Annotated in this window: 17 protein-coding genes and 2 pseudogenes; 11 read left to right on the top strand and 8 right to left on the bottom strand. The window is 58.2% G+C overall.

Annotated features, from left to right (window positions below; translation table 11 throughout):
* Positions 1-476 precede the first annotated feature (476 nt).
* Positions 477-836: a DUF6124 family protein gene (locus AACY18_RS24710; RefSeq protein WP_339466371.1), complete on the bottom strand. Its 360-nt coding sequence runs from the start codon at positions 834-836 to the stop codon at positions 477-479.
* Between the two features lie 442 nt (positions 837-1,278).
* Here AACY18_RS24710 and AACY18_RS24705 point away from each other — a divergent pair.
* The 3 genes and pseudogenes from AACY18_RS24705 to AACY18_RS24695 all read left to right on the top strand — a co-directional run.
* A pseudogene (locus AACY18_RS24705) lies at positions 1,279-1,452 on the top strand (IS256 family transposase); the annotation flags it as partial.
* 255 nt (positions 1,453-1,707) lie between these two features.
* Complete coding sequence (locus AACY18_RS24700; protein WP_339434227.1) at positions 1,708-1,947, top strand: hypothetical protein; 240 nt, start codon at positions 1,708-1,710, stop codon at positions 1,945-1,947.
* Between the two features lie 191 nt (positions 1,948-2,138).
* On the top strand, positions 2,139-2,606 hold the full coding sequence (locus AACY18_RS24695; protein ID WP_339434228.1) for a hypothetical protein: 468 nt from the start codon (positions 2,139-2,141) through the stop codon (positions 2,604-2,606).
* 93 nt (positions 2,607-2,699) lie between these two features.
* Here the strand turns inward: AACY18_RS24695 and AACY18_RS24690 are convergent, their stop codons facing one another.
* Both AACY18_RS24690 and AACY18_RS24685 read right to left on the bottom strand, forming a co-directional pair.
* Entirely contained in the window at positions 2,700-3,185 is a 486-nt protein-coding gene (locus AACY18_RS24690) for an AAA family ATPase (RefSeq protein WP_339466370.1), read from the bottom strand.
* 254 nt (positions 3,186-3,439) lie between these two features.
* Complete coding sequence (locus AACY18_RS24685) at positions 3,440-3,871, bottom strand: type II secretion system protein N (protein ID WP_339466369.1); 432 nt, start codon at positions 3,869-3,871, stop codon at positions 3,440-3,442.
* Between the two features lie 120 nt (positions 3,872-3,991).
* Here AACY18_RS24685 and gspH point away from each other — a divergent pair, with 120 nt between their 5' ends.
* Together gspH and AACY18_RS24675 are read left to right on the top strand one after the other, a co-directional pair.
* Positions 3,992-4,438, top strand: a complete 447-nt coding sequence (gspH, locus tag AACY18_RS24680) for a type II secretion system minor pseudopilin GspH (RefSeq protein ID WP_339466368.1) — start codon at positions 3,992-3,994, stop codon at positions 4,436-4,438.
* Positions 4,435-5,043, top strand: a complete 609-nt coding sequence (locus AACY18_RS24675) for a prepilin-type N-terminal cleavage/methylation domain-containing protein (protein ID WP_339466367.1) — start codon at positions 4,435-4,437, stop codon at positions 5,041-5,043. Before gspH ends, AACY18_RS24675 begins: the two co-directional genes overlap by 4 nt.
* 361 nt (positions 5,044-5,404) lie before the next feature.
* Here AACY18_RS24675 and AACY18_RS24670 read toward each other — a convergent pair whose 3' ends face one another.
* The 3 genes from AACY18_RS24670 to AACY18_RS24660 are packed head-to-tail and all read right to left on the bottom strand — an operon-like array spanning position 5,405 to position 7,588.
* Positions 5,405-6,343, bottom strand: a complete 939-nt coding sequence (locus tag AACY18_RS24670; protein WP_339466366.1) for a FecR family protein — start codon at positions 6,341-6,343, stop codon at positions 5,405-5,407.
* Positions 6,344-6,374: 31 nt separating this feature from the next.
* On the bottom strand, positions 6,375-6,926 hold the full coding sequence (locus tag AACY18_RS24665; RefSeq protein WP_339434164.1) for an RNA polymerase sigma factor: 552 nt from the start codon (positions 6,924-6,926) through the stop codon (positions 6,375-6,377).
* Positions 6,923-7,588, bottom strand: a complete 666-nt coding sequence (locus AACY18_RS24660) for a secretin and TonB N-terminal domain-containing protein (protein ID WP_339466365.1) — start codon at positions 7,586-7,588, stop codon at positions 6,923-6,925. The genes AACY18_RS24665 and AACY18_RS24660 overlap by 4 nt, the downstream gene beginning before the upstream one ends.
* 207 nt (positions 7,589-7,795) lie before the next feature.
* On the opposite strand from AACY18_RS24660, the gene AACY18_RS24655 reads away from it, so the two are divergent.
* Positions 7,796-8,110, top strand: coding sequence for a hypothetical protein (locus tag AACY18_RS24655; protein WP_339434162.1), 315 nt, complete (start codon positions 7,796-7,798; stop codon positions 8,108-8,110).
* Between the two features lie 7 nt (positions 8,111-8,117).
* Here the strand turns inward: AACY18_RS24655 and AACY18_RS24650 are convergent, their stop codons facing one another.
* The gene (locus tag AACY18_RS24650; RefSeq protein WP_339434161.1) at positions 8,118-8,558 is read right to left on the bottom strand and encodes a carboxymuconolactone decarboxylase family protein; all 441 of its coding nucleotides are present in this window, start codon (positions 8,556-8,558) and stop codon (positions 8,118-8,120) included.
* A gap of 228 nt (positions 8,559-8,786) precedes the next feature.
* On the opposite strand from AACY18_RS24650, the gene pdxR reads away from it, so the two are divergent.
* The 5 genes and pseudogenes from pdxR to AACY18_RS24625 all read left to right on the top strand — a co-directional run bounded on the left by pdxR (position 8,787) and on the right by AACY18_RS24625 (position 13,596).
* Complete coding sequence (pdxR, locus tag AACY18_RS24645; protein ID WP_339434160.1) at positions 8,787-10,220, top strand: MocR-like pyridoxine biosynthesis transcription factor PdxR; 1,434 nt, start codon at positions 8,787-8,789, stop codon at positions 10,218-10,220.
* Positions 10,221-10,343: 123 nt separating this feature from the next.
* On the top strand, positions 10,344-10,637 hold the full coding sequence (locus AACY18_RS24640; protein ID WP_123533564.1) for a putative quinol monooxygenase: 294 nt from the start codon (positions 10,344-10,346) through the stop codon (positions 10,635-10,637).
* A 209-nt stretch (positions 10,638-10,846) separates the two neighbouring features.
* Positions 10,847-11,248, top strand: coding sequence for a cupin domain-containing protein (locus tag AACY18_RS24635; RefSeq protein ID WP_339434159.1), 402 nt, complete (start codon positions 10,847-10,849; stop codon positions 11,246-11,248).
* A gap of 237 nt (positions 11,249-11,485) precedes the next feature.
* Positions 11,486-12,132 (top strand): annotated as a pseudogene (locus tag AACY18_RS24630) (ATPase).
* A 159-nt stretch (positions 12,133-12,291) separates the two neighbouring features.
* Positions 12,292-13,596 (top strand): hypothetical protein, encoded by a 1,305-nt coding sequence (locus AACY18_RS24625; RefSeq protein WP_339466364.1) that lies wholly within the window; start codon positions 12,292-12,294, stop codon positions 13,594-13,596.
* Positions 13,597-13,656: 60 nt separating this feature from the next.
* On the opposite strand, the gene AACY18_RS24620 is transcribed toward AACY18_RS24625, so the two are convergent.
* The gene (locus tag AACY18_RS24620; RefSeq protein WP_339466363.1) at positions 13,657-18,552 is read right to left on the bottom strand and encodes an NAD-glutamate dehydrogenase; all 4,896 of its coding nucleotides are present in this window, start codon (positions 18,550-18,552) and stop codon (positions 13,657-13,659) included.
* Positions 18,553-18,716: the final 164 nt, after the last annotated feature.

The raw sequence follows: 18,716 nt of genomic DNA, 5'->3' as shown, positions 1-18,716 counted from the left end.
CTTTGCCTACAACTACGCCAGAATCCGCCGGCTTGTGCGGCTTGGGGTCGCCAGTAACTTGGTTCGCGTCACTGAAGGGTCAGTGATCGGGTTTAGTCGCTCGGTGTTATCTCAAGTTCGCAAGCTGTTATTCAGTCGGGTATTTCCATGCCTGCACTCAATGGCGGCTGTACGCAGGGCGCTTTCGAGCGCGCCGGTAAAGCTTGGGATGCCGGTCGACTAACCTGCGTATAGCTGCCACCTAATGTTTAGTCGCAGAACGGTGTCAGCCTCATTGAGGTTTCCCGGCACATGTTCAAATAAGGCGCCTCAATAACCACACGAAAACGGCGCAGGACAGCACCCGACCCGCGCCCACAGCTTTCAGCGTCGTACACAACATCTGCAATCCGCATAAAACCCCGTGGGAGCGGGCTTGCCCGCGAAGGCGCCAGAACGGACACCCAATCAATCAGCAGGTGATCCCGGCACCCGCATCACCCCGGCACTTGCAAATTATCCAACGCCCGATTCACCGCCAACTCCCCGAGCATGATCAACTGCGCAATCCCCAACAACGCCCGACGCTGCGATGCCGGCAACAGACTGGCGACGTTCTGGGCGATGGTTTGGGCCGAAGCGAGTGTTTCACTGGCATCGATCAGCAGTTCTTCATTTTTGTTGTCCGCCGTCACGGCGTACATCCCACGGTTTTTACGTGGCGGCGGCGTGGAGCCGGGCGGACAGAGGTAATGGTCGAGCGCACGGTCGGCGGCTTCGTGGAGTTTTTTTGAGTCGAGGGATTCGTAGGGGGAAACCGAGTCGGTTTCGGGCGGGTTGGGTGTTGGTTTGATCATGGTGAAGCTCCTTGATTATTGGAGCCGCCACATTTCGCTGCGAAACGAAGGGAGGTGGCAGCTGTACGCAGGTTCGCAGACCGGGAATCAAGGCACCCGGCATACCCGAAGGTATCCCGCGCACAGCCGCCATAAAGCACCATTGCCGAAAATGGCAACGAGATTGGGAGCGCTGTGCGCCTTGATTGATCCGGGCTGCGAAACCCGATCGCTGATTCGTCAGCGACCGCACCACAATAGAACCCGCCCCCAAGGCGCACAAGCCGGCGGATTCTGGCGTAGCTGTAGGCAATTACGCAAGGATGTGTAGCCTGAGAGAGTGTCTGGAGATGTCTTTTTAAACGTTGGTGTTTATCGGAATCCTCATTGCGTCTCGGATCCCACGAAAGAGAGACTGCCAAAAATTTTGTGTTCGGGCATAACATGTTGAAAAGGAGCATGTATGCCGACCAAAAAGAAACCGGCCTCGGAGGCCAAACCCCAGTTTCCTTCGATCCCGAAAGAGCTGATTGATCAGTTCGTTAAAGGCCCAATGAGCGCCGAGGCGATTCAGGATGCGTCGATGGCGTTCAAAAAGGCGCTTATCGAGCGAGCCCTTTGCGCGGAGCTGGGTCACCCCCCCGAACATTGAGCCGAGAACTCGTGCCGATTTGCTTTCAAAGGGGAATGATTTACTCCAGAAAATAAAACGGTCCCCCACTTTTCAAAACAGTCGGTTGGGAACATCTGCTTTCGGCCAAATGCAGACGTTCGTTTAGGTCTGCTTTCGGCCAGAAGCAGCCTTTGTGTCCGACGCGCAATTACCGGCCGAGAGTGGCCATTCGATCTACTTTCCGGACACCATAAAGACGGGCAGAAACGAGCTATGAGTATGAAACATGAACTTTGGCTGGAACCCGATGGTTGCCAGACTTTCTGCCTGGCAGGTATTCACGGTGATGACGCGCGCAATCTACTTTCAGCAAACTCCCAACTGATCTGGACAGTCGAAGCTGACAGTCACTTCGAGGCGATGACCAAATACTATTCCTTCATGGAATGGGGTGAATACCAGACAGACTTCCCCGAGCATGACCAAATGTCCTACGCAGAGCTAGGATGGGATGAGTAACGGGGGCCAAGCTATAGGACAAGCAGCCGCGTTTTGAGCTCTAGACCCAACGTCCGCATTGGGTCGATTGAAGCCCTTCGTGACAGGCAGCAATCGGCCAATAGCGTACGGTTCCCGATAAACATCATTGAAAGCATTTTGCTACTATCGGGCGCTCTTACCCATTAGCGACGTAAATCTTAGGTTCTTCCATGTTCGACAGAAGCGACTTTGATCAACTCTCCAGTGAGCAACTGACTTTTTGGACAGCGCACAATGATTGTCCCGGTCTCTATTACGTCACCTATCCAGCAATCGCCTTTCGATGCTCTGCCTCTCAGGAGATCATTAGGATAACCCGCGCCCCCAAACGGCAAGGCGAAAACGGATTAAACTTCTGGCTTCACGCGGAATGGATGGATTGGCGGCCTGGAGGAGAAAGTTATTTCCCAGGCTACGTTTCTGACGCTCAGTTTGAGGAAATCTCGGAAGCTGTTTTCAATCAGATGGTTGCGGATCATGCGTTTGAATTGATCGCTCCGCTCAAACAACCGCTGCATGAGTCGACCGGTTTCGTCGGAGCGTTATTGATGTACTCAATGAAGACGGAGTTCATCGTTTCGCTGTTCGCGGAGTATGAAGACGAGTACATCCATTTCTATTGGGACACGACTGCATGAACGGCAGCTATGGGTCGATTGAAGCCCTTCGTGACAGGCAGCAATCGGCCAAAAGCGGACTTTTTAGATAATTTGCTCAGGTGTCACTGCCCTTCAGAAGCGGTGAATTTTAATCTGGATTCCCTCATCTGCATCCGGAGCACGAAAGTAGCTCGTGATCAAATCGAACTCAGCGTCGCTTGCTGCAAACTCATGCTCTGCGCGGCCATTGCGCTGATGTAGCCGGCCCCGACAGGTCTCATCATCCACTTCGATGTAGTGGAAACAGTGGGGAATTTCGGCTGCGTGAGCCAGACCGCATAACCATTGCCGATCCTCTGGAGTGTTGGCCGGGAAATCCAGAATCACAGTCACGCCCGCCTTCAGCAAATCGGTGACAAGCGGGCCCACCAGTGCCCGAATCTGACGTGCAAGCCGCACGTAATCGGCCACTGAATGGATCTGGTCAGGATAAAGCCTTGAAAGCCAATAATCCTCACTCATCAGAATAGCCGACCGTTCAGATGCCAAGGACTTGGCCAGCGTCGATTTGCCGGATGCAATCTTGCCTGACATCAAATGAAGCATTGGTTGAGTCATGGGGGACATCTCCTTGTCGAGTACTGATGATGCTCATTGAAAAGCGTCGAAGCAACTGCAGATCGTCCACTGTCAGCTTTGGGGCGGAAGCGGTCGTCATGAACGTCCGGTATTGGCCGAAAGCGGGAATTCACGACGACCTGTTTCTGGTCGAAATCAACAACGAATACTTTGCTTGCCAGTTCATTTTTTGCACAGATGCTTGAACTGACACCTGACTAAACGGCAAAAATTGCCCACTAAACCCATACAATTCAGGGCCTCGTTAGCTTCGGTAACACGGGCCCTTCCACCAACCTCTCCACCCCCAACCGCACCCTCTCCCCCCCCTGCTCAATCACCACCCCATCCCCCTCCACCGCCACCAACTTCACCCCAGGCCCAACCGTCTCCCCCTGCAGAAAACTACGCGGCGGCCCATCGTTCAGGCTCAGTATCGCCACCGCCCCCCGACTACTCGCCATCACCCCGCTCACCTTGATATCCACTGGCGCCGTTTGATTGGAAAACCACTGCAACGCCGGGCTGTCACTGCGAACCGCGAGCAATTGCGGGGCTGCCGGCGGGGTGTGGGATTCGGCGGTGGTCAGCAGCAGCGACGACCACGTCGCCACGCCAACCAGCGCGGCGAGCAGTGCCGCGGCCTGGACCATTTGCGGTGGGGAAAAGCGTGCGGTGAACATCATGGGCTGAATCTCCTTTTAGTCCCTGCCCACAGACTACGCGGCAATTCTCTCGGTTTTATTTCACACGCCTTACATGTTGGCGGTGCAGGATGATCCTCAACGCAAAGGAGCGCGCAATCGATGAACAGGCAACAGGGCTTTACCCTGATCGAGTTGATGGTGGTGCTTGTGATCATCGGTATCGCCAGTGCGGCGATCAGCCTGAGTATCAAGCCCGATCCGCTGCAGTTGCTGCGCAAGGATGCCGAGCGTGTGGCGCAGTTGCTGCAGGTGGCGCAGGCCGAGGCCCGCGCTGATGGCCGGCCGATTGTTTGGGTCAGTGATGCCAAGGGTTTTCGGTTTAGTCGGCGCAGCGACAACGGCAAGGGTTTCGAGCATTTCAATGACGATGCACAACTGCGCCCGCGGCCGTGGCAGAGCCCGAAGGTGCAGGTGCGGGTCGAGCCGAAACAGAAAGTCGTGCTCAACGCTGAGTGGATCAATCCGCCGCTGCAACTGACGTTGTCCGATGGCGCCAATCAGTTGAGTGTCCTGCGCGATGTCGCCGGCCGGATCAGCGTGCAATGAAAGACCAACAAGGTTTCACCCTGATTGAGGTGATGGTCGCGATTCTGCTGATGGCGGTGGTGAGTTTGATTGCCTGGCGTGGGCTCGACAGCGTGACGCGGGCTGACAGCCATTTGCAGGCCAGCAGTGAGCAGAGTGACAGCCTGTTGCGGGCGCTGAATCAGTTGCAGCGGGATGTGGACAGGCGCGCGGGCATTGAATTGACTGAGCCGAAGAAAGTCGGTGTGGACGACGAGCCGCCCAGCGCCCCGCCCGCGATTACTGTGCGCAGCAGTGACAACAAGGGCTTTCGCCTGGACATCATTCGTACGGCGGCGGATCAGCCGGGGGCGTTGCAGCGGGTGCGGTGGTGGGTCAAGGGCGACACGCTGTATCGGGCGGTGGCGGCGGCGCGCAGTCGGTATCCGTTGCCGGCGCCTACTGACGGGGTTGCTGTGCTGAACGATGTGAGCGATGCACAGATTCGGGTATGGGAAACGGATAAGGGCTGGCGGCAATTGAGTGGTAATCGGCGCGAGGATCCGCAAGGGCTGGAGATTCGGTTGACTCGGCAAACGCCGCAGGGAGTGGAGAAATATCGGCAGGTGATTGGGCCGTTGGACTGACAAACGCCTGAGTTCCCCTGCCCCGTCCACCCTGGAGCTGCCGCAGGCTGTGGTCTTTTGATTTTATTTTTCAGAAGCAAGATCAAAAGATCGTCCGAACGCGGCCCGCGCCTTCGGCAGCTCACACTGGGATCGGGTGTACCTGCCAAAGTCTGTCAGGCCGCCATCGCTGGCAGGCTCCCACAAGGAATTGAGTACACCCCGCACGCGGCGCATGCCGCCCCACTCAACACAATGAGCGTTAGCTCGAGTACCGCTTTTGATCTTAAAGCGCCCGTCGGCAGGCTTCGTTCCGGAATTGATCCGGGGTGGGAGCGCAGCGACCGTTTGGCGAAGCCAAACAATGTCCACCGCCCCCCCACTAGCTGAGAACGACGACCCCCCCAGGCAACTCAGTGCATTTGACGCCGTAGGCATCGCGAATCAACAACGCCACACCCGCCAGTTGATCAAGGCTAAACCGCGCCTGCACTCGACGCTGTCCAAGCTCACGGTTGAGCAGCAAAAGCATCCCCGGCCGATAGCGATTAATCTCATCAATCATCTGGCTCAGGGTCGCCCCATTAAACACCAACACCTGCTGCCGCCAATTCATCACCGCCGCCGTGTCAACGTTCTGTACCGCGCCAACCTGCCCCGCGTCATAGGTCACTTGCTGCCCCGGCGCCAGACGCAAACTGCGCCCTTCAACGTCTACTTCCACAGCACCCTCAATGCAAGTCACACACACCTGCTGATCGGTATTGCGCAGATTGAATCGCGCCTGACTGGCCCGCAACCACCCGCCCCCCGCCTGCATCGCCAACGGTAACCGCGCGGTCTGCACTTCGACTTCACCACTGACCAGTTCAAAACCTTGCACGCCGTCATCCACGGAACGCTGATTGATGCGGGTCTGCGTGTTCAGTTCCAGGCTCACACCCTGCGCCGGTTCGAAGCGCCGCTGTTGGCCGACTTCGGTGATGTAGTCGGCACCCAGCCCTTCGAAGCCACCGGGAATCGTCCCACGTACCAGCAGGAACGCCGCCGATGCGGCAATCGCACCGCCGAGAAAGGCACGGCGACCGAAACGGCGTGGCGCCTGCATTTGCTCCACGGCGGGTTGCAGGTTGTGCCACAACACCTTGGCCTGCTCGAAAGCCTGCGCATGTTCGGCGCTCTGGGCGCACCATTGGCGCAAGGCGCGGGCGTCGGCCACGGTGGCGCGGCCGGAGGTCAGCAGGACCAGCCAGTCGCGGGCTTCGCTGTGCAGTTTCTCGGCCGCCGATGGCTCGGCAGGTGTCAGTCGAAAGATGTTCAAACGCGCAGATTCTCAACGAATTGATCGGGCACTATTCAGAAGACGGTTTTCCGGCCCCGCGACCGAACCGCTGAAACACTTTTCTTTCCAGTTTTGCAGCGCAATGCCCCAGTGCGGCTTTGATTTCCTTCTCCACCATGCGCGTGGAAATGCCGAAACGCTGGGAAATTTCCAGGTGGGGAGCCTCCTCCAGGCGCGCGGCAATGAAGATCTTGCGGCGCCGCGCCGGCAACTCGTACAACGCGCTGAGTAGCGACTGGATTTCCTTTTGCCCGCCCACCACCCGTGCCGGATCGAGCGCCTCGTCGCCGATTTGCAGCAACTCTTCGACTTCGCTTCCGGTGAGCAAACGCGCGTCGGCCTGGCGCCGGTCCGCAGCGATGTTCAGGGCCATGCGATACAGGTAGGCGTTGGGCCGCAAGAGGTTCGGCGGCGGCTCCATGCGGTCGACCCGCAGGTAAGTTTCGTGCAGCACGTCGTTAGCCAGATCCTCTGAGCCCAGACGCCGACGCAGGCGCACCCGAAAATCCTCGTAAGAGGTCAGGAACAGTTGGACCATCGAACCTTGTCCGGTGTCTTTCATCCCCCGGAAACTCCTTCCCATTTGGTGCATTCCATGCGTTTCCCTGACGACTGCGGTAACAACAGCAACGTGACCGGCTGACGCAAGGCGCTGGGCGTCGGCCGGTCGATCCTGAGACTGCGAAAACTTTCTACCAGCGCGGTATCGCGCCGTACATCGCCGGTGGAGGTGACCAACCGGTTGTGTTGCACCACGCCATCGCGCCCGACCCAGACCTGCAACACCGCGCGATAACCGCCCGGACGGGTCAGCGGTGAACGGCACAGGTTGCGCTCGATCGCCGCTTGTACCGCCGTGGCGTAACTGCGGTTGACCGCGATGCTGGCGGGCGATGGCTTGTCCCCGGTCGATGGCACGTCCTCGACCTGTGCCACCTGCAAGGTGAACGCATCATCACGGGCATAGCGCGCCATCAAGCCGCTGCCGCCGAGCAAACGACGCAAGGCATCAGCGGCGGTGTACTGACCCTCAACCGCCAGCGAACGTCTGCCTCGACTCAACTGGCTGTCGACCAGCACCGCAACGCCCGTGGCGTGGCTGTATTGATCCAGTGCCCGAGCCAGATCCTGCGCCGGAATGTGCAGCGTCATGCGCAGGTCCGCCAGCACCGCGTCGGCCATTGCGTGGCTCGCCGCACAGCCAAGCAGCCACCCCAGACACATCCGGCGTACAAGCCTCGTTGAACGCTGAAGACCGCCCCTGGAACTGCCTCGCTGCACGGCTGACGTATCCCTGAAATTCGTCATCCTGAGGGCTGTTTATGAATCTGGTGTGACGGGCGCTGCAAAAAAACCATCACGGGTTTTGTATCGGCCTTGCACTAGACTCAAGCCCTAGAGCAGCCCCTTCGGGCTGGCCAGGAGGCAGGCATGAAAACACTCTGCAGAATCACCCTGGGCGGGCTGTTGCTGAGCGCATTGGTCAACGCCCAGGCCGAACAACCGCTGGGCTGCGTAGAGGTGGCGGTCGGCGGCTACAAGGCACCGAATTACGATTGCCTGACCCAGCAGATGGGCAACAACCCTGAAGGCGCCGCGGCCGCCGAGAAAAACCGTGAGGCGTTGAATGTGCCGGTGAACAAGCGGCCACCCAATCAGATGGGATTGGCGACGCCCGCCGGCACCAGCACGCGCATGGGCAATACCTTTGGCTCGTCGGTAAAACCGCAACGACCACCGAATTGAAAACGTTTCAGTCGCTGGGCGTCTGGCGAAAACTCACTGCGAGGCGATTCCAACTGTTGATGGTGGTTACGGCGATGGTCAGGTCGACCATTTCGGCTTCGTTGAACTGCTCGCGTGCCTGCTGATAAACGTCATCCGGCACATGGCTTTCGGCGAGCAGCGTCACCGCTTCGGCCCAGCCCAGCGCCGCGCGTTCGCGAGGATTGAAAAACCCGCTGTCGCGCCACACTGCAATCGCGTACAAGCGCCGATCACTCTCCCCGGCCCGCCGTGCGTCTACCGAATGCATGTCGGTGCAGAACGCGCAGCCATTGAGCTGCGAGGCGCGGATCCGGATCAGTTGCAGCAGTGGCTGCTCGATGCTGAGGCTGGCGGTCAGCGCCTCCATGGCAATCATCGCTTTCATCGCTTTGGGCGAAGCGTTGTAGTAGTCCAGGCGCGGGGACATGGCAGGTCTCGGGAAGCGCAATGATGAGTTCACGGTAAGCGCAGAGCTACCGGCGTTACAGCCCCAATTCCACGGAATATCGCTACACCAGTGAAATCCCGGCCACACACAAATCCCCCTTGTGGGAGCGGTGACCAATTTCGGGTTTTTGTGCTGCGCAACTATTGCCGACCACGCAACAGCGGTAATCTGGCGGGCACGCCAAATAGCCTCGGGAGCCTCGTCGGTATGGAACTTCACGTTGTGATCAACGGCCGCAAGGATCTGGCCGGTCAGTTGTATCAGCAACTGCGCGACGCCATCGAATCCGGGCGTCTGGCCGCTGGCACACAATTGCCGCCCAGCCGCTTGCTGGCCGAGCAACTGGGGATCTCGCGCAAGACCATTTCCGACACTTACGCGCAGTTGACCTACGAAAACTTCCTCACCGGCGTGATCGGTAAAGGCACCTACGTCAACGCACGCCCGGCGCAGGTCCAACGCAAGCAAAGCCACACCGAGCTGGCCAGCGCCGAGGTGATCGAGCGCTGGCGCAATCTGCCGGTGTTCCTGCGCCACCCGACGCTGGAGGGTTCGCTGCGCTACGACTTCATCGGTGGCGCCACCAGCAAGGGCCAGTTTCCCCATGACGACTGGCGCCGCTGTGTCTCTCATGCGATGCGCCAGATGGCCGGTTCAAAAGGCTTCTACAGCGTGCCCGAAGGTTTGCCGGCGTTGCGCAATGCGATTGCCCGGCACATCGCGTTTTCTCGCGGGGTGAACTGCCAGGACGAAGACATCGTGGTGTGCAACGGCGCGCAACAGGCGCTGGACCTGATCACCCGCGTGTTGATCAGCCCCGGCAGTCGGGTCGCGATGGAAGACCCGGGCTACCCGCCGGCGCGCTTGCTGTTCGGCACCCACGGCGCGGATGTGGTCGGCGTGCCCGTGGATGACGAAGGCATTGTGGTTGAGCAAATTCCGGAGGGCACGCGGCTGATCTACGTCACGCCCTCGCACCAGTTTCCCCTGAGCATGCCGATGAGTCCGGCGCGGCGCGAAGCCTTGCTGGCCCGCGCCTATGAGCTGGGCGCAATCATCATCGAAGACGACTACGACAGTGAGTTTCGCTACGAAGGTCGGCCCACCGACTCACTGTTCAGCCTCGACCAGCGCGGCATCGTCGCCTATGTCGGCACCTTCTCCAAGACCCTGCTGCCAGAGCTGCGCCTGGGTTATGCGATTCTGCCGCCAGCGATCCTCGAAGCGGTGATCCGCGCCAAACAACTCACCGACCTGCACGCCTCTACCCTGCCGCAATGGGCGCTGGCCAAGTTCATCGCCGAGGGTTGCCTGCTCAAGCATATCCGCCGCTGCCACACGATTTACGCCCAGCGCCGCGAACGGATTCTGGCGCGCATGGCCAGCGATCTGTCGCCGTGGCTTGAGGCGGTGCCACCCAGCGCCGGGTTCCACATGGCGGCGTTCTGCAAACGGCCGATCGACCTGCCGCTGGTGATCGAACTGGCGAAAAAGGTTGAAGTGGGCCTGTACTCGATCAACGGTTTCTATCATCAGCAAGCGCCGAAAAACGGTTTGTACTTTGGCTTCGGCGCCATCGAAACCCTGGACATCGATATCGCCCTCGATCGCCTGCGCGACATACTCCAGCAAGTGGCTTGAGTGATTGGCCTAACCGATTAACCGCCGATTGGTTATTGGTGATAGCGAGGTGCCGGCCTATTCTGCACAGGCGTTTTCCCTCAATGAGCAGGATTCGTCCGGCCTGATTCAGGAGTGTGAGCAATGTCCAACGAAGTGATCAACACCGTACAGGTGCAGGCCGCCGCCGGCCGCTCGGATGAACTGGGCAGGCAACTGCAGAAGATCGTCGAAACCCTGCGCGAAACGCCGGGCTGTGATTCCTATATGGTCGACCGCTGCCCCGAGGACAGCCACCGCTGGATGGTCAGTGCCCGTTGGCAGTCGGAAGCGGCGATGCAGGCGCATTTCAACCGGCCCGAGGCGCAGGGGTTTATCGACTTGATCGATAGCCGGCTGGCCAATAGCGTGGATTTCAACAGTTTCCCTATCGTTTGACCCGACGCCTTCGCGAGCAAGCCCGCCCCCACATTGGAATGCGACCCACTGTGGAAGCGGGCTTACTCGCGAAGGCGTTTGCCGCACACCGGTTTTTTCTGGCATCCCCCAGTATTGGTCACCCGATCTTCCCGAATATTGGCCGTTTGAATGCGCCACCCCGCGCACTACTGTGATCACCGACATCCCCACTTCACAGGTGATCCGCCATGAAAACCCTGCACGTCCTCGCCGCCGCCCTCGCCCTGACGATTTCCGCCTCGGCCCTGGCCCACGACTCGTCCGAGAAAGTCACTGTGCTGCAAGACCAGATGCTGAAAAACGCACCGGGTAAAAAAGCCATGATGATCGAAGTCGACTACAAGCCCGGCCAATCCTCGATTGCCCACAAACACGACGGCACCGCCATGGCCTATGTGCTGGAAGGCGAAGTGATTTCCCAGGTGAAAGGTGAACAGGCGATCACCTACAAAAAAGGCCAGTTCTGGTACGAACCGGCCGGTTCCGAACATCTGGTGTCGAAAAACGCCAGCAAAAGCAAACCAGCCAAGTTGCTGGTGTTTATGGTGCTGGCCCCGGACGAGCAAGTGCTGATCCCCCTGAAAGACTGATAGTTGTTCGGCCTGCCATAAATAAAAAGGCGCAAATCGTTGATTTGCGCCTTTTTATTGCTCGGAGAAATTAACCGGTTCCGTTTAAAGCAAATGAAACTATCCACGCGCTGATAAACCGACAAATTGTCAGCTGCCTTACAGACTCTCCGGTTTAGTCTGAATTAAAGCCGAGCGCCCTTTTAAAACTCGGCAATTGCAACTTTCCGACTGAAGTTGTTTCACGGGAGATTCACCATGAAACTTGCGTTGGCCAGTACGTTGGTAATTTCGGTTTTAGCCCTCAGCGCCTGTTCAGTGCCCACCGTTCCTAAAGCGGTCCCGGCGTCGCGCTAGGCGTCATCTCCAGCCCAAGCACCCAGATCAATCGCGACTACCTGCGCGACTATCAGGCCAACGCCGGCACCGGTTTCGGCCAGAGCCTGCTGGTGCAACCGATTCACGATGCCTATGTTGCCAGCTCGAAACCGGACATGGCGGTGGATTGGGTCAACGCCTCCCTGCAACACCAGTTCGGCTCAGTGACGGTCTACCCGGACATGCAAAGCCTGCGTGCTGCAAGACCGGATGTGGTGGCGATTGTCGACACCCACAGCCAACTGATCACTTCGCGCAGTTCCGATATCAAGGCGGACGTGAGTGCCGATTTCTATGATGTGCAACTTAACTACATCGGCACGGCAAAAGGCTCGGACGCGAAAGAACTGACGCAACTCTGGGCGGACTTTAAACGTTCTGAGGAGATTATTGCGGACATCACTCAACAACAAGACGTTCAAGTAAGGGCATTGCAGAATTTTGACTAGCCGCTCAGTAATTTACTAACCAGACCGACGGGCAAAGTGTCGATGCTCGATAACACACAAGCACAAAAGTTGTATTGACAACAGGTACCCACCACCCTTTCAGGCGACTGTCTACTGTCAGGTATTACAGTAGACAGCCACTCTTCAAGCGCCTCCAATAGCCAGCCTGCGTTGCACCGATCCGCCTCTTTCGGATGTCGCTATACGCAGTTCTCCACGCGTATTGAGGAACAAAAAATGTCTGATAAATTCGGCAATTCAACAGTTGGAGATCTCGATCCCGACTTCGGGCCTGATGGCACGGGCATTTCCTGGCTCGAATATCCGGATGGAGATAATGGCTTCGCCAGTGGCATAACCGTTACGCCGGACCACAAGTTACTGATTGCTGCCAGATCGGGACAAAAGTATTCAATTGTGCGATTGACTGCGGATGGCAAGCAGGACGACAGCTTTGGTAATCGAGGAACCGTCACGGGTATGTTTGCCAGCGGTTTCAAATCAACAGGCAAAAGCATTCGCGTGCTAAAGGACCAAAGAATATTGCTTGATGGACTTTTCGACCTAGAGGAATTTGGCGCTCCACCGGTACGCGGGCTTGCACTTTACGACGACAAGGGCGCCCTCGTGTCGGCGTTTGGAGAAGGCGGGGTAACTGTCGTTCATCCGATTACTTCACCTCAATACGCGCTATCCGAAGAGGAAAAGAAACAAAAGGGCCCGTCTGCATCAAGCCAAAATGGTAATTCGATCGAGTTGCCCGATGGAAAACTCATGGTTCTTAGCAATCATTCGTACAGCTTTGCGGACCAGATTGGTCTGTTAATGAGGCTTAACCCAAACGGATCATTGGACACGACGTTTGGCGATGGGAAAGGTTATGTTCCCATCCAGTACCTGGCGAACTCTACTTGGGCTGGCTCACTGCTTCACCTCCAAGACGGGACATTTGCCGTCGCAGGTTCAGCACACGTAGAAGGCACGTCGTTCGCCATGATTGCTCGTTTTGACGCTCAGGGCATTCCTGTCAGAAATTTTGGCCGCAATGGTTTTGTTCTGTTTGATTTCCAGAATCCTAGTAGTGAAATAACCGAGCTTGTACAAATGCCTGACGGCAATATTCTCGGAATGGGGAGCACCGGACAGACCGGAATATTCTCGGGTGTAATGGTATGTATTGATTCGAAAGGTGCATTTGCTGGCTCTTTCAACGGAGGCAATCCGCTCCTCACGCCCTTTCCTCAAGCGCCGCTTGGCATCCAATGGATATCTGGCGCGCAACGAGATGACAACAAAATAGTGGTTATTGCCAACACCTTGGGCGAATCAAACTCAAAATTGCTCCTGGCCCAATTCCACCCAACTGGCGAACCTGATCTCGGTTTCGGCAATCAAGGCAAGTTAATGATTGATTTGACTGATGTGCTGGACATGGCAAATGGCATTGCCATTCAGAAAGGTCAGATCGTCGTATCCGGCACTTCTCTGCCGCATCCACAAGGTGTATGCAGTTTCGCCTTGCGCTGTTCTGCAGTGCATTGAAAACTGATAAAAAAAGCCCCGGCATCTCACGACACCGGGGCTTTCTCATTCAGCCACTACTTACGCCAATTCAGGCTCGGCATTCGCAGCAACTACAGGCACTACCGCTTGCCCGCTCAACGCCAGATCCAGCAGTTCGCGGTTGGCCACTGCATACATGGCGTAGTCAGTGCCGCTCGCAGCACGAATTTCCACCAGCATGGCACGCCAGCGCGAAATCATTCTTTCGTGCTGTTCCATCCACAGCGCCAGGCGTTCTTCCACTTCATGAGTGCCGTCGCCCTGTTGCAGGACGGAGATGGTGATCGCACGTTGCTGCCAGTCGACGTCATCGCGGAACGCTTCACGGGCCAGGGCCTGCCAGTTGTTTTCAACCGGCAGTGCGCTGATCTGTTGCAGGTACCAGGTGATGTCCAGCGCACTGCCCACGGCGAAGTAGGCCTTGGCCACTTCTGCCGGGTTCTGGCCCGTCACGTCGGAGGCTTCGATGATCGGCAGCAGGGTGTACAGGTGCGAGGTGCCCGCCACCATACGCGCCAGCAACTCCGGCACACCGGCTTCGACGTAAGCCTGATAACGCGCCTGCCAGTTTTCGTGGATCTCGCCGCTCAGCAGTTCATCGAGTTTGAGACCCAATTCCTTCAGGTGCGGACCGAAATGCGCGACGTCACGGGCAGCGTTCTGCTCGTTGCGGCGGGCACGCAGGAACCAACGCGTAGCACGACGGCCCAGACGCATCAGCTCGTCCATCAACTCCAGTTGCACGTCAGCGGAAACCTGGTAATCCAGGGCTTCGATCTGACGGAACCAGTGCGGGAGATGGAAGATGTCACGCACAATCACATATGCGCCCGCCACGTTCGCCGGGCTCATGCCGGTCGACTCTTTGAGTCGCTGAACGAAGGTGATGCCCATGTGGTTGACCAGGTCGTTGGCGATCTGGGTGCCGACGATTTCACGTTTGAGACGGTGACGACGCATGGCGTCGGAGAACTTGCTGACCAACGTCGGCGGGAACGCCGTTTCCATGTCGCGGGTCAGGTAATCGTCGTCCGGCACCTGAGAGCCCAGCAACTGCTCCTTGAGGTCGATCTTGCTGTACGAGATCAGCACCGACAGTTCGGGGCGGGTCAGGCCATGGCCTGCTGCCACTCGCTCGTTGATCTGTTCTTCGGTCGGCAGGAACTCGATGGCACGGTCCAGCTTGCCACGGCCTTCCAGATCACCCATCAGACGCTTGTACTCAGCGATGCGTGCGTAAGCGCGACGCGCTGCCAGGGACAGGGCCTGAGTCTGCTTGTAGTTGTTGCCCAGCACCAGACCACCGACTTCTTCGGTCATGCTCGCCAGCAACAGGTTGCGTTGCTTGTCGGTCATGTCGCCAGCCTGAACCACTTCGTTCAGCAGGATCTTGATGTTCACTTCGTGGTCGGAGCAGTCCACGCCACCGGCGTTGTCGATGAAGTCGGTGTTGGAACCGCCGCCATTGAGGCCGAATTCCACACGACCCAGTTGGGTCATGCCGAGGTTACCGCCCTCGCCCACTACTTTGCAGCGCAGTTCGTTGCCGTTCACGCGCAGCGCATCGTTGGCCTTGTCGCCGACGTCGGCGTGGCTTTCAGTGCTGGCCTTGACGTAAGTGCCGATACCGCCGTTCCACAAAAGATCAACCGGAGCCTTGAGCAAGGCGTTGAGCAGTTCGGTCGGGGTCAGCTTGTCAGCCTTGATGTCGAAGCGTTCTTGCATCTGCGGGGAAATTGCGATGCTCTTCGCGCTGCGCGAGAAGATACCGCCGCCTTCGGACATGAGGCTGGTGTCGTAATCGGTCCAAGCCGAACGCGGCAGATCGAACAGACGCTGACGTTCGACGAAGCTGGTCGCCGGGTTCGGGTTCGGATCGATGAAGATGTGCAGGTGGTTGAATGCAGCAACCAGTTGCAGCTTGTCGGACATCAGCAAGCCGTTACCGAACACGTCACCGGCCATATCGCCGACGCCCACCACGGTGATGCTGTCTTCCTGAACATTGATGCCGCGTTCGCGGAAGTGACGCTGTACGCCCACCCACGCGCCTTTGGCGGTGATGCCCATTTTCTTGTGGTCGTAACCGGCAGAACCACCGGACGCGAACGCGTCACCCAGCCAGAAGCCGTAGTCGATGGCGATACCGTTGGCGATGTCGGAGAAGGTTGCAGTGCCCTTGTCCGCCGCGACCACCAGGTACGGGTCATCGTCGTCATGACGCACGACGTTGGCCGGCGGCACCAGTGCGCCGTCTTTGAGGTTGTCGGTGATGTCGAGCAGACCGGAAATGAAGATGCGGTAGCAGGCGATGCCCTCGGCCGCGATCTCGTCACGGCTGCCGCCCAGTGGCAAGCGACGCGGCAGGAAGCCGCCCTTCGCACCCACCGGCACGATGACCGAGTTCTTCACTTGCTGGGCTTTTACCAGGCCGAGGACTTCGGTACGGAAGTCTTCTTCACGGTCGGACCAGCGCAGGCCACCGCGAGCAACGTTACCGAAGCGCAGGTGCACGCCTTCAACGCGTGGCGAGTAAACGAAGATTTCGAACTTCGGTACTGGCTTCGGCAGTTCAGGAATCGCGTGCGGGTTGAACTTGAAGCTGAAGTACGACTTGTTCTGGCCGTTGGCATCCGTCTGATAGAAGTTGGTGCGCAGCGTGGCTTTGATCAGGTCCAGGTAGCGACGCAGGATGCGGTCTTCGTTGAGCACCTGAACATCGTCCAGTGCGGTCAGAATTGCCTGCTCCAGGCGCTGTTGCTTGTCTTCCAGATCATCGCTGCCGAGCTTGCGGGCTAGGTAGAAGCGGGTTTTGAACAACCGGGTCAGTTCGCGAGCGATGTCGGTGTGGTTGTTCAGGGTGCTGGCGATGTAACCCAGATCGAAGCCCAGACGAATCTGCTTCAGGTAACGGGCGTAGGCACGCAGCAGCGCAACGTCGCGCCATGGCAGGCCGGCGGTCAGCACCAGACGGTTGAACGCATCGTTCTCGGCGTCGCCACGAACGATGTGGACGAAAGCGTCCTGCAGGGTGTCGTTGAGTTGCTGGATGTCGAGTTCCAGGCCTTCAGCGGCGGTGAACGCGAAGTCGTGAATCCAGAACTCGCGGCCTTTGGTGTGACGCAGGCGGTACGGGAATTCACCCAGCACGCGCAGGCCGAGGTTTTCCAGGATCGGCAGGACGTCGGACAGCGCCAGTGGCGTGTCGGCGTGATACAGCTTGCAATGCAGCTCGCGCTGGCCGGAAACCTGACCCAGCGGCTGATAGAAGCTCATCACCAGCGGATTTTTTTCGTTCAGGCTCAGCAGGTGCTGCATGTCGACCACAGCCGAATGCGCGGCGAAACGCTCGCGGTAACCGGCCGGGAAGCCTTTCGGGAAGTCGGCCAGCACGTTGGTGCCGTGGGCTTCGCCGAAGCTTTCGACGGTCAGTGCGGCGTAGTCGTCCTGCCAGCTACGGCAAGCCTGAACCACTTCTTTTTCCAGCAGTACGGTGTCGATGTCGAGACGGTTTTTCGGATCGACACGCAGGATCAACTGCACGCGAGCCAGCACAGACTCGGAGAAGAATGTCCAGAATTCGCAATCGGAAGCCTTCAGGCGCTCCATCAGCACTTGCTGAATCTTCTGGCGAACTTCGGTGGAATAGATGTCGCGCGGCACGTAGGCCAGGCAGTAGCAGAAACGACCGTACGGGTCTTTGCGCAGGAACACGCGAATCTTGTTGCGCTCCTGGATCTGCACAATCGACATCACGGTGGTGAACAGTTCGTCGACCGGGGTCTGGAACAGGTCATCACGCGGCAGCACTTCGAGCACCTGGGCCAGTTCTTTGCCCAGGTGAGCCTTGGACTGGAAGCCTGAGCGGTGCTCGATTTCTTCGACCTTGCGGCGGATGAATGGGATGACCCGCACGCTCTCGCCATACACCGAGGAGGTGTACAGGCCCATGAAACGGTGTTCCTTGATGACTTTGCCGTCGGCGTCGATTTCGCGGATCGACACGTAGTCCGGGTAGGCCGGACGGTGCACACGGCTTGGGTGCGCAGCCTTGGCGAACGACAGCAGGGTCGGCTCACGCAGGTAGCTCACGGCGTAATCTTCGATGCGCAGGTCATCGTAGGTCAGGCCGGTGCGCAGCAGTTTGGTCAGGCCGAGGAAGGCGTTCTGGTCGTACTCGATGTGGCCGCCATCGGCCTGATCGGTGACCACAAACTCTTCGTAGCCAAGGAAGGTGAAGTGGTTGCCCACCAGCCATTCCAGGAAACTTTTGATTTCGTTCTTTTCGTCGGCATCGATGGCGAATGCACTGTTGTCGAGCTTGGTGAGGATTTCCTGCACCTTGGCTTTCATCGGCTCGAAATCGGCGACCGCGACGCGGACTTCACCGAGCACCTGCTCCAGCTCTTTGCTCAGCACATTCAGTTCGGCCGCGTTGGCGCAACGGTCGATTTCCAGGTACATCAGCGACTCTTGCAGAATGTCGTCGCCCTGGGTGCCTTTTGGCAGGATTTCCAGCAATTCGCCCTTGCTGCCACGACGCACGCTCAGCACGGTGGTTTGCAGGGTGTGGATGCTGTAGCCGCGGCGGTTCAGTTCAGTGCGCACCGAGTCGACCAGAAATGGCAGGTCGTGGTGCAGCACTTCGACCGCGGTGTGGGTCGACTGCCAGCCGTGGCGTTCGTAATCAGGGTTGTAGACGCGCACTTGCGGTTGCGCGTGATCGAAGCGCTCAAGCAGGCGCCACGCGGAAAGAGTACAGCCAGCGAGGTCGGAGAGGCGACGTTGAGTCAGCTCGTCCAGGGAAATGATGCCGAAGAATTGTTCAGCGAACAGCGCCACTTGTGGCAGTGCCTGTTCACTGATGTGCTGCGCCAGTGCCGCTTGCAGTTGGTGCTGGAAGTCGGCTTTGCTGGCTGCGGTGAAGAACGCCATCTGTGGTACTCCGCTTAAGCTTGTTATTGATGGAAAGCGTCGCGTGCAACACCCCTTTCGGGGTTTGTATCGCCCTGCTCCTGATTCTCGGGCAGAGGAAACAGGGTGACAGGTGGGTGAAGCTGGACGGGACGCTCAGGTCACATTCACCTTCCATGAATGGG

The sequence above is a fragment of the Pseudomonas sp. EA_65y_Pfl2_P74 genome (assembly GCF_963970575.1).
Taxonomy (GTDB): Bacteria; Pseudomonadota; Gammaproteobacteria; order Pseudomonadales; family Pseudomonadaceae; genus Aquipseudomonas; species Aquipseudomonas baetica_A.
The sequence above is the reverse complement of the archived record's forward strand: the minus strand, read 5'-3'. Positions and strand labels throughout refer to the sequence as shown.

Bases quoted from the DNA above. Each gene is read 5' to 3' on its own strand.
- AACY18_RS24635 (WP_339434159.1), top strand. From the start codon at position 10,847: ATGAAAACCCTGCACGTCCTCGCCGCCGCCCTCGCCCTGACGATTTCC.
- AACY18_RS24685 (WP_339466369.1), bottom strand. From the start codon at position 3,871: ATGATGTTCACCGCACGCTTTTCCCCACCGCAAATGGTCCAGGCCGCG.
- AACY18_RS24655 (WP_339434162.1), top strand. From the start codon at position 7,796: ATGAAAACACTCTGCAGAATCACCCTGGGCGGGCTGTTGCTGAGCGCA.
- AACY18_RS24620 (WP_339466363.1), bottom strand. From the start codon at position 18,552: ATGGCGTTCTTCACCGCAGCCAGCAAAGCCGACTTCCAGCACCAACTG.
- pdxR (WP_339434160.1), top strand. From the start codon at position 8,787: ATGGAACTTCACGTTGTGATCAACGGCCGCAAGGATCTGGCCGGTCAG.
- AACY18_RS24660 (WP_339466365.1), bottom strand. From the start codon at position 7,588: ATGTGTCTGGGGTGGCTGCTTGGCTGTGCGGCGAGCCACGCAATGGCC.
- AACY18_RS24690 (WP_339466370.1), bottom strand. From the start codon at position 3,185: ATGACTCAACCAATGCTTCATTTGATGTCAGGCAAGATTGCATCCGGC.
- AACY18_RS24710 (WP_339466371.1), bottom strand. From the start codon at position 836: ATGATCAAACCAACACCCAACCCGCCCGAAACCGACTCGGTTTCCCCC.
- gspH (WP_339466368.1), top strand. From the start codon at position 3,992: ATGAACAGGCAACAGGGCTTTACCCTGATCGAGTTGATGGTGGTGCTT.
- AACY18_RS24625 (WP_339466364.1), top strand. From the start codon at position 12,292: ATGTCTGATAAATTCGGCAATTCAACAGTTGGAGATCTCGATCCCGAC.
- AACY18_RS24675 (WP_339466367.1), top strand. From the start codon at position 4,435: ATGAAAGACCAACAAGGTTTCACCCTGATTGAGGTGATGGTCGCGATT.
- AACY18_RS24640 (WP_123533564.1), top strand. From the start codon at position 10,344: ATGTCCAACGAAGTGATCAACACCGTACAGGTGCAGGCCGCCGCCGGC.
- AACY18_RS24665 (WP_339434164.1), bottom strand. From the start codon at position 6,926: ATGAAAGACACCGGACAAGGTTCGATGGTCCAACTGTTCCTGACCTCT.
- AACY18_RS24695 (WP_339434228.1), top strand. From the start codon at position 2,139: ATGTTCGACAGAAGCGACTTTGATCAACTCTCCAGTGAGCAACTGACT.
- AACY18_RS24650 (WP_339434161.1), bottom strand. From the start codon at position 8,558: ATGTCCCCGCGCCTGGACTACTACAACGCTTCGCCCAAAGCGATGAAA.
- AACY18_RS24700 (WP_339434227.1), top strand. From the start codon at position 1,708: ATGAAACATGAACTTTGGCTGGAACCCGATGGTTGCCAGACTTTCTGC.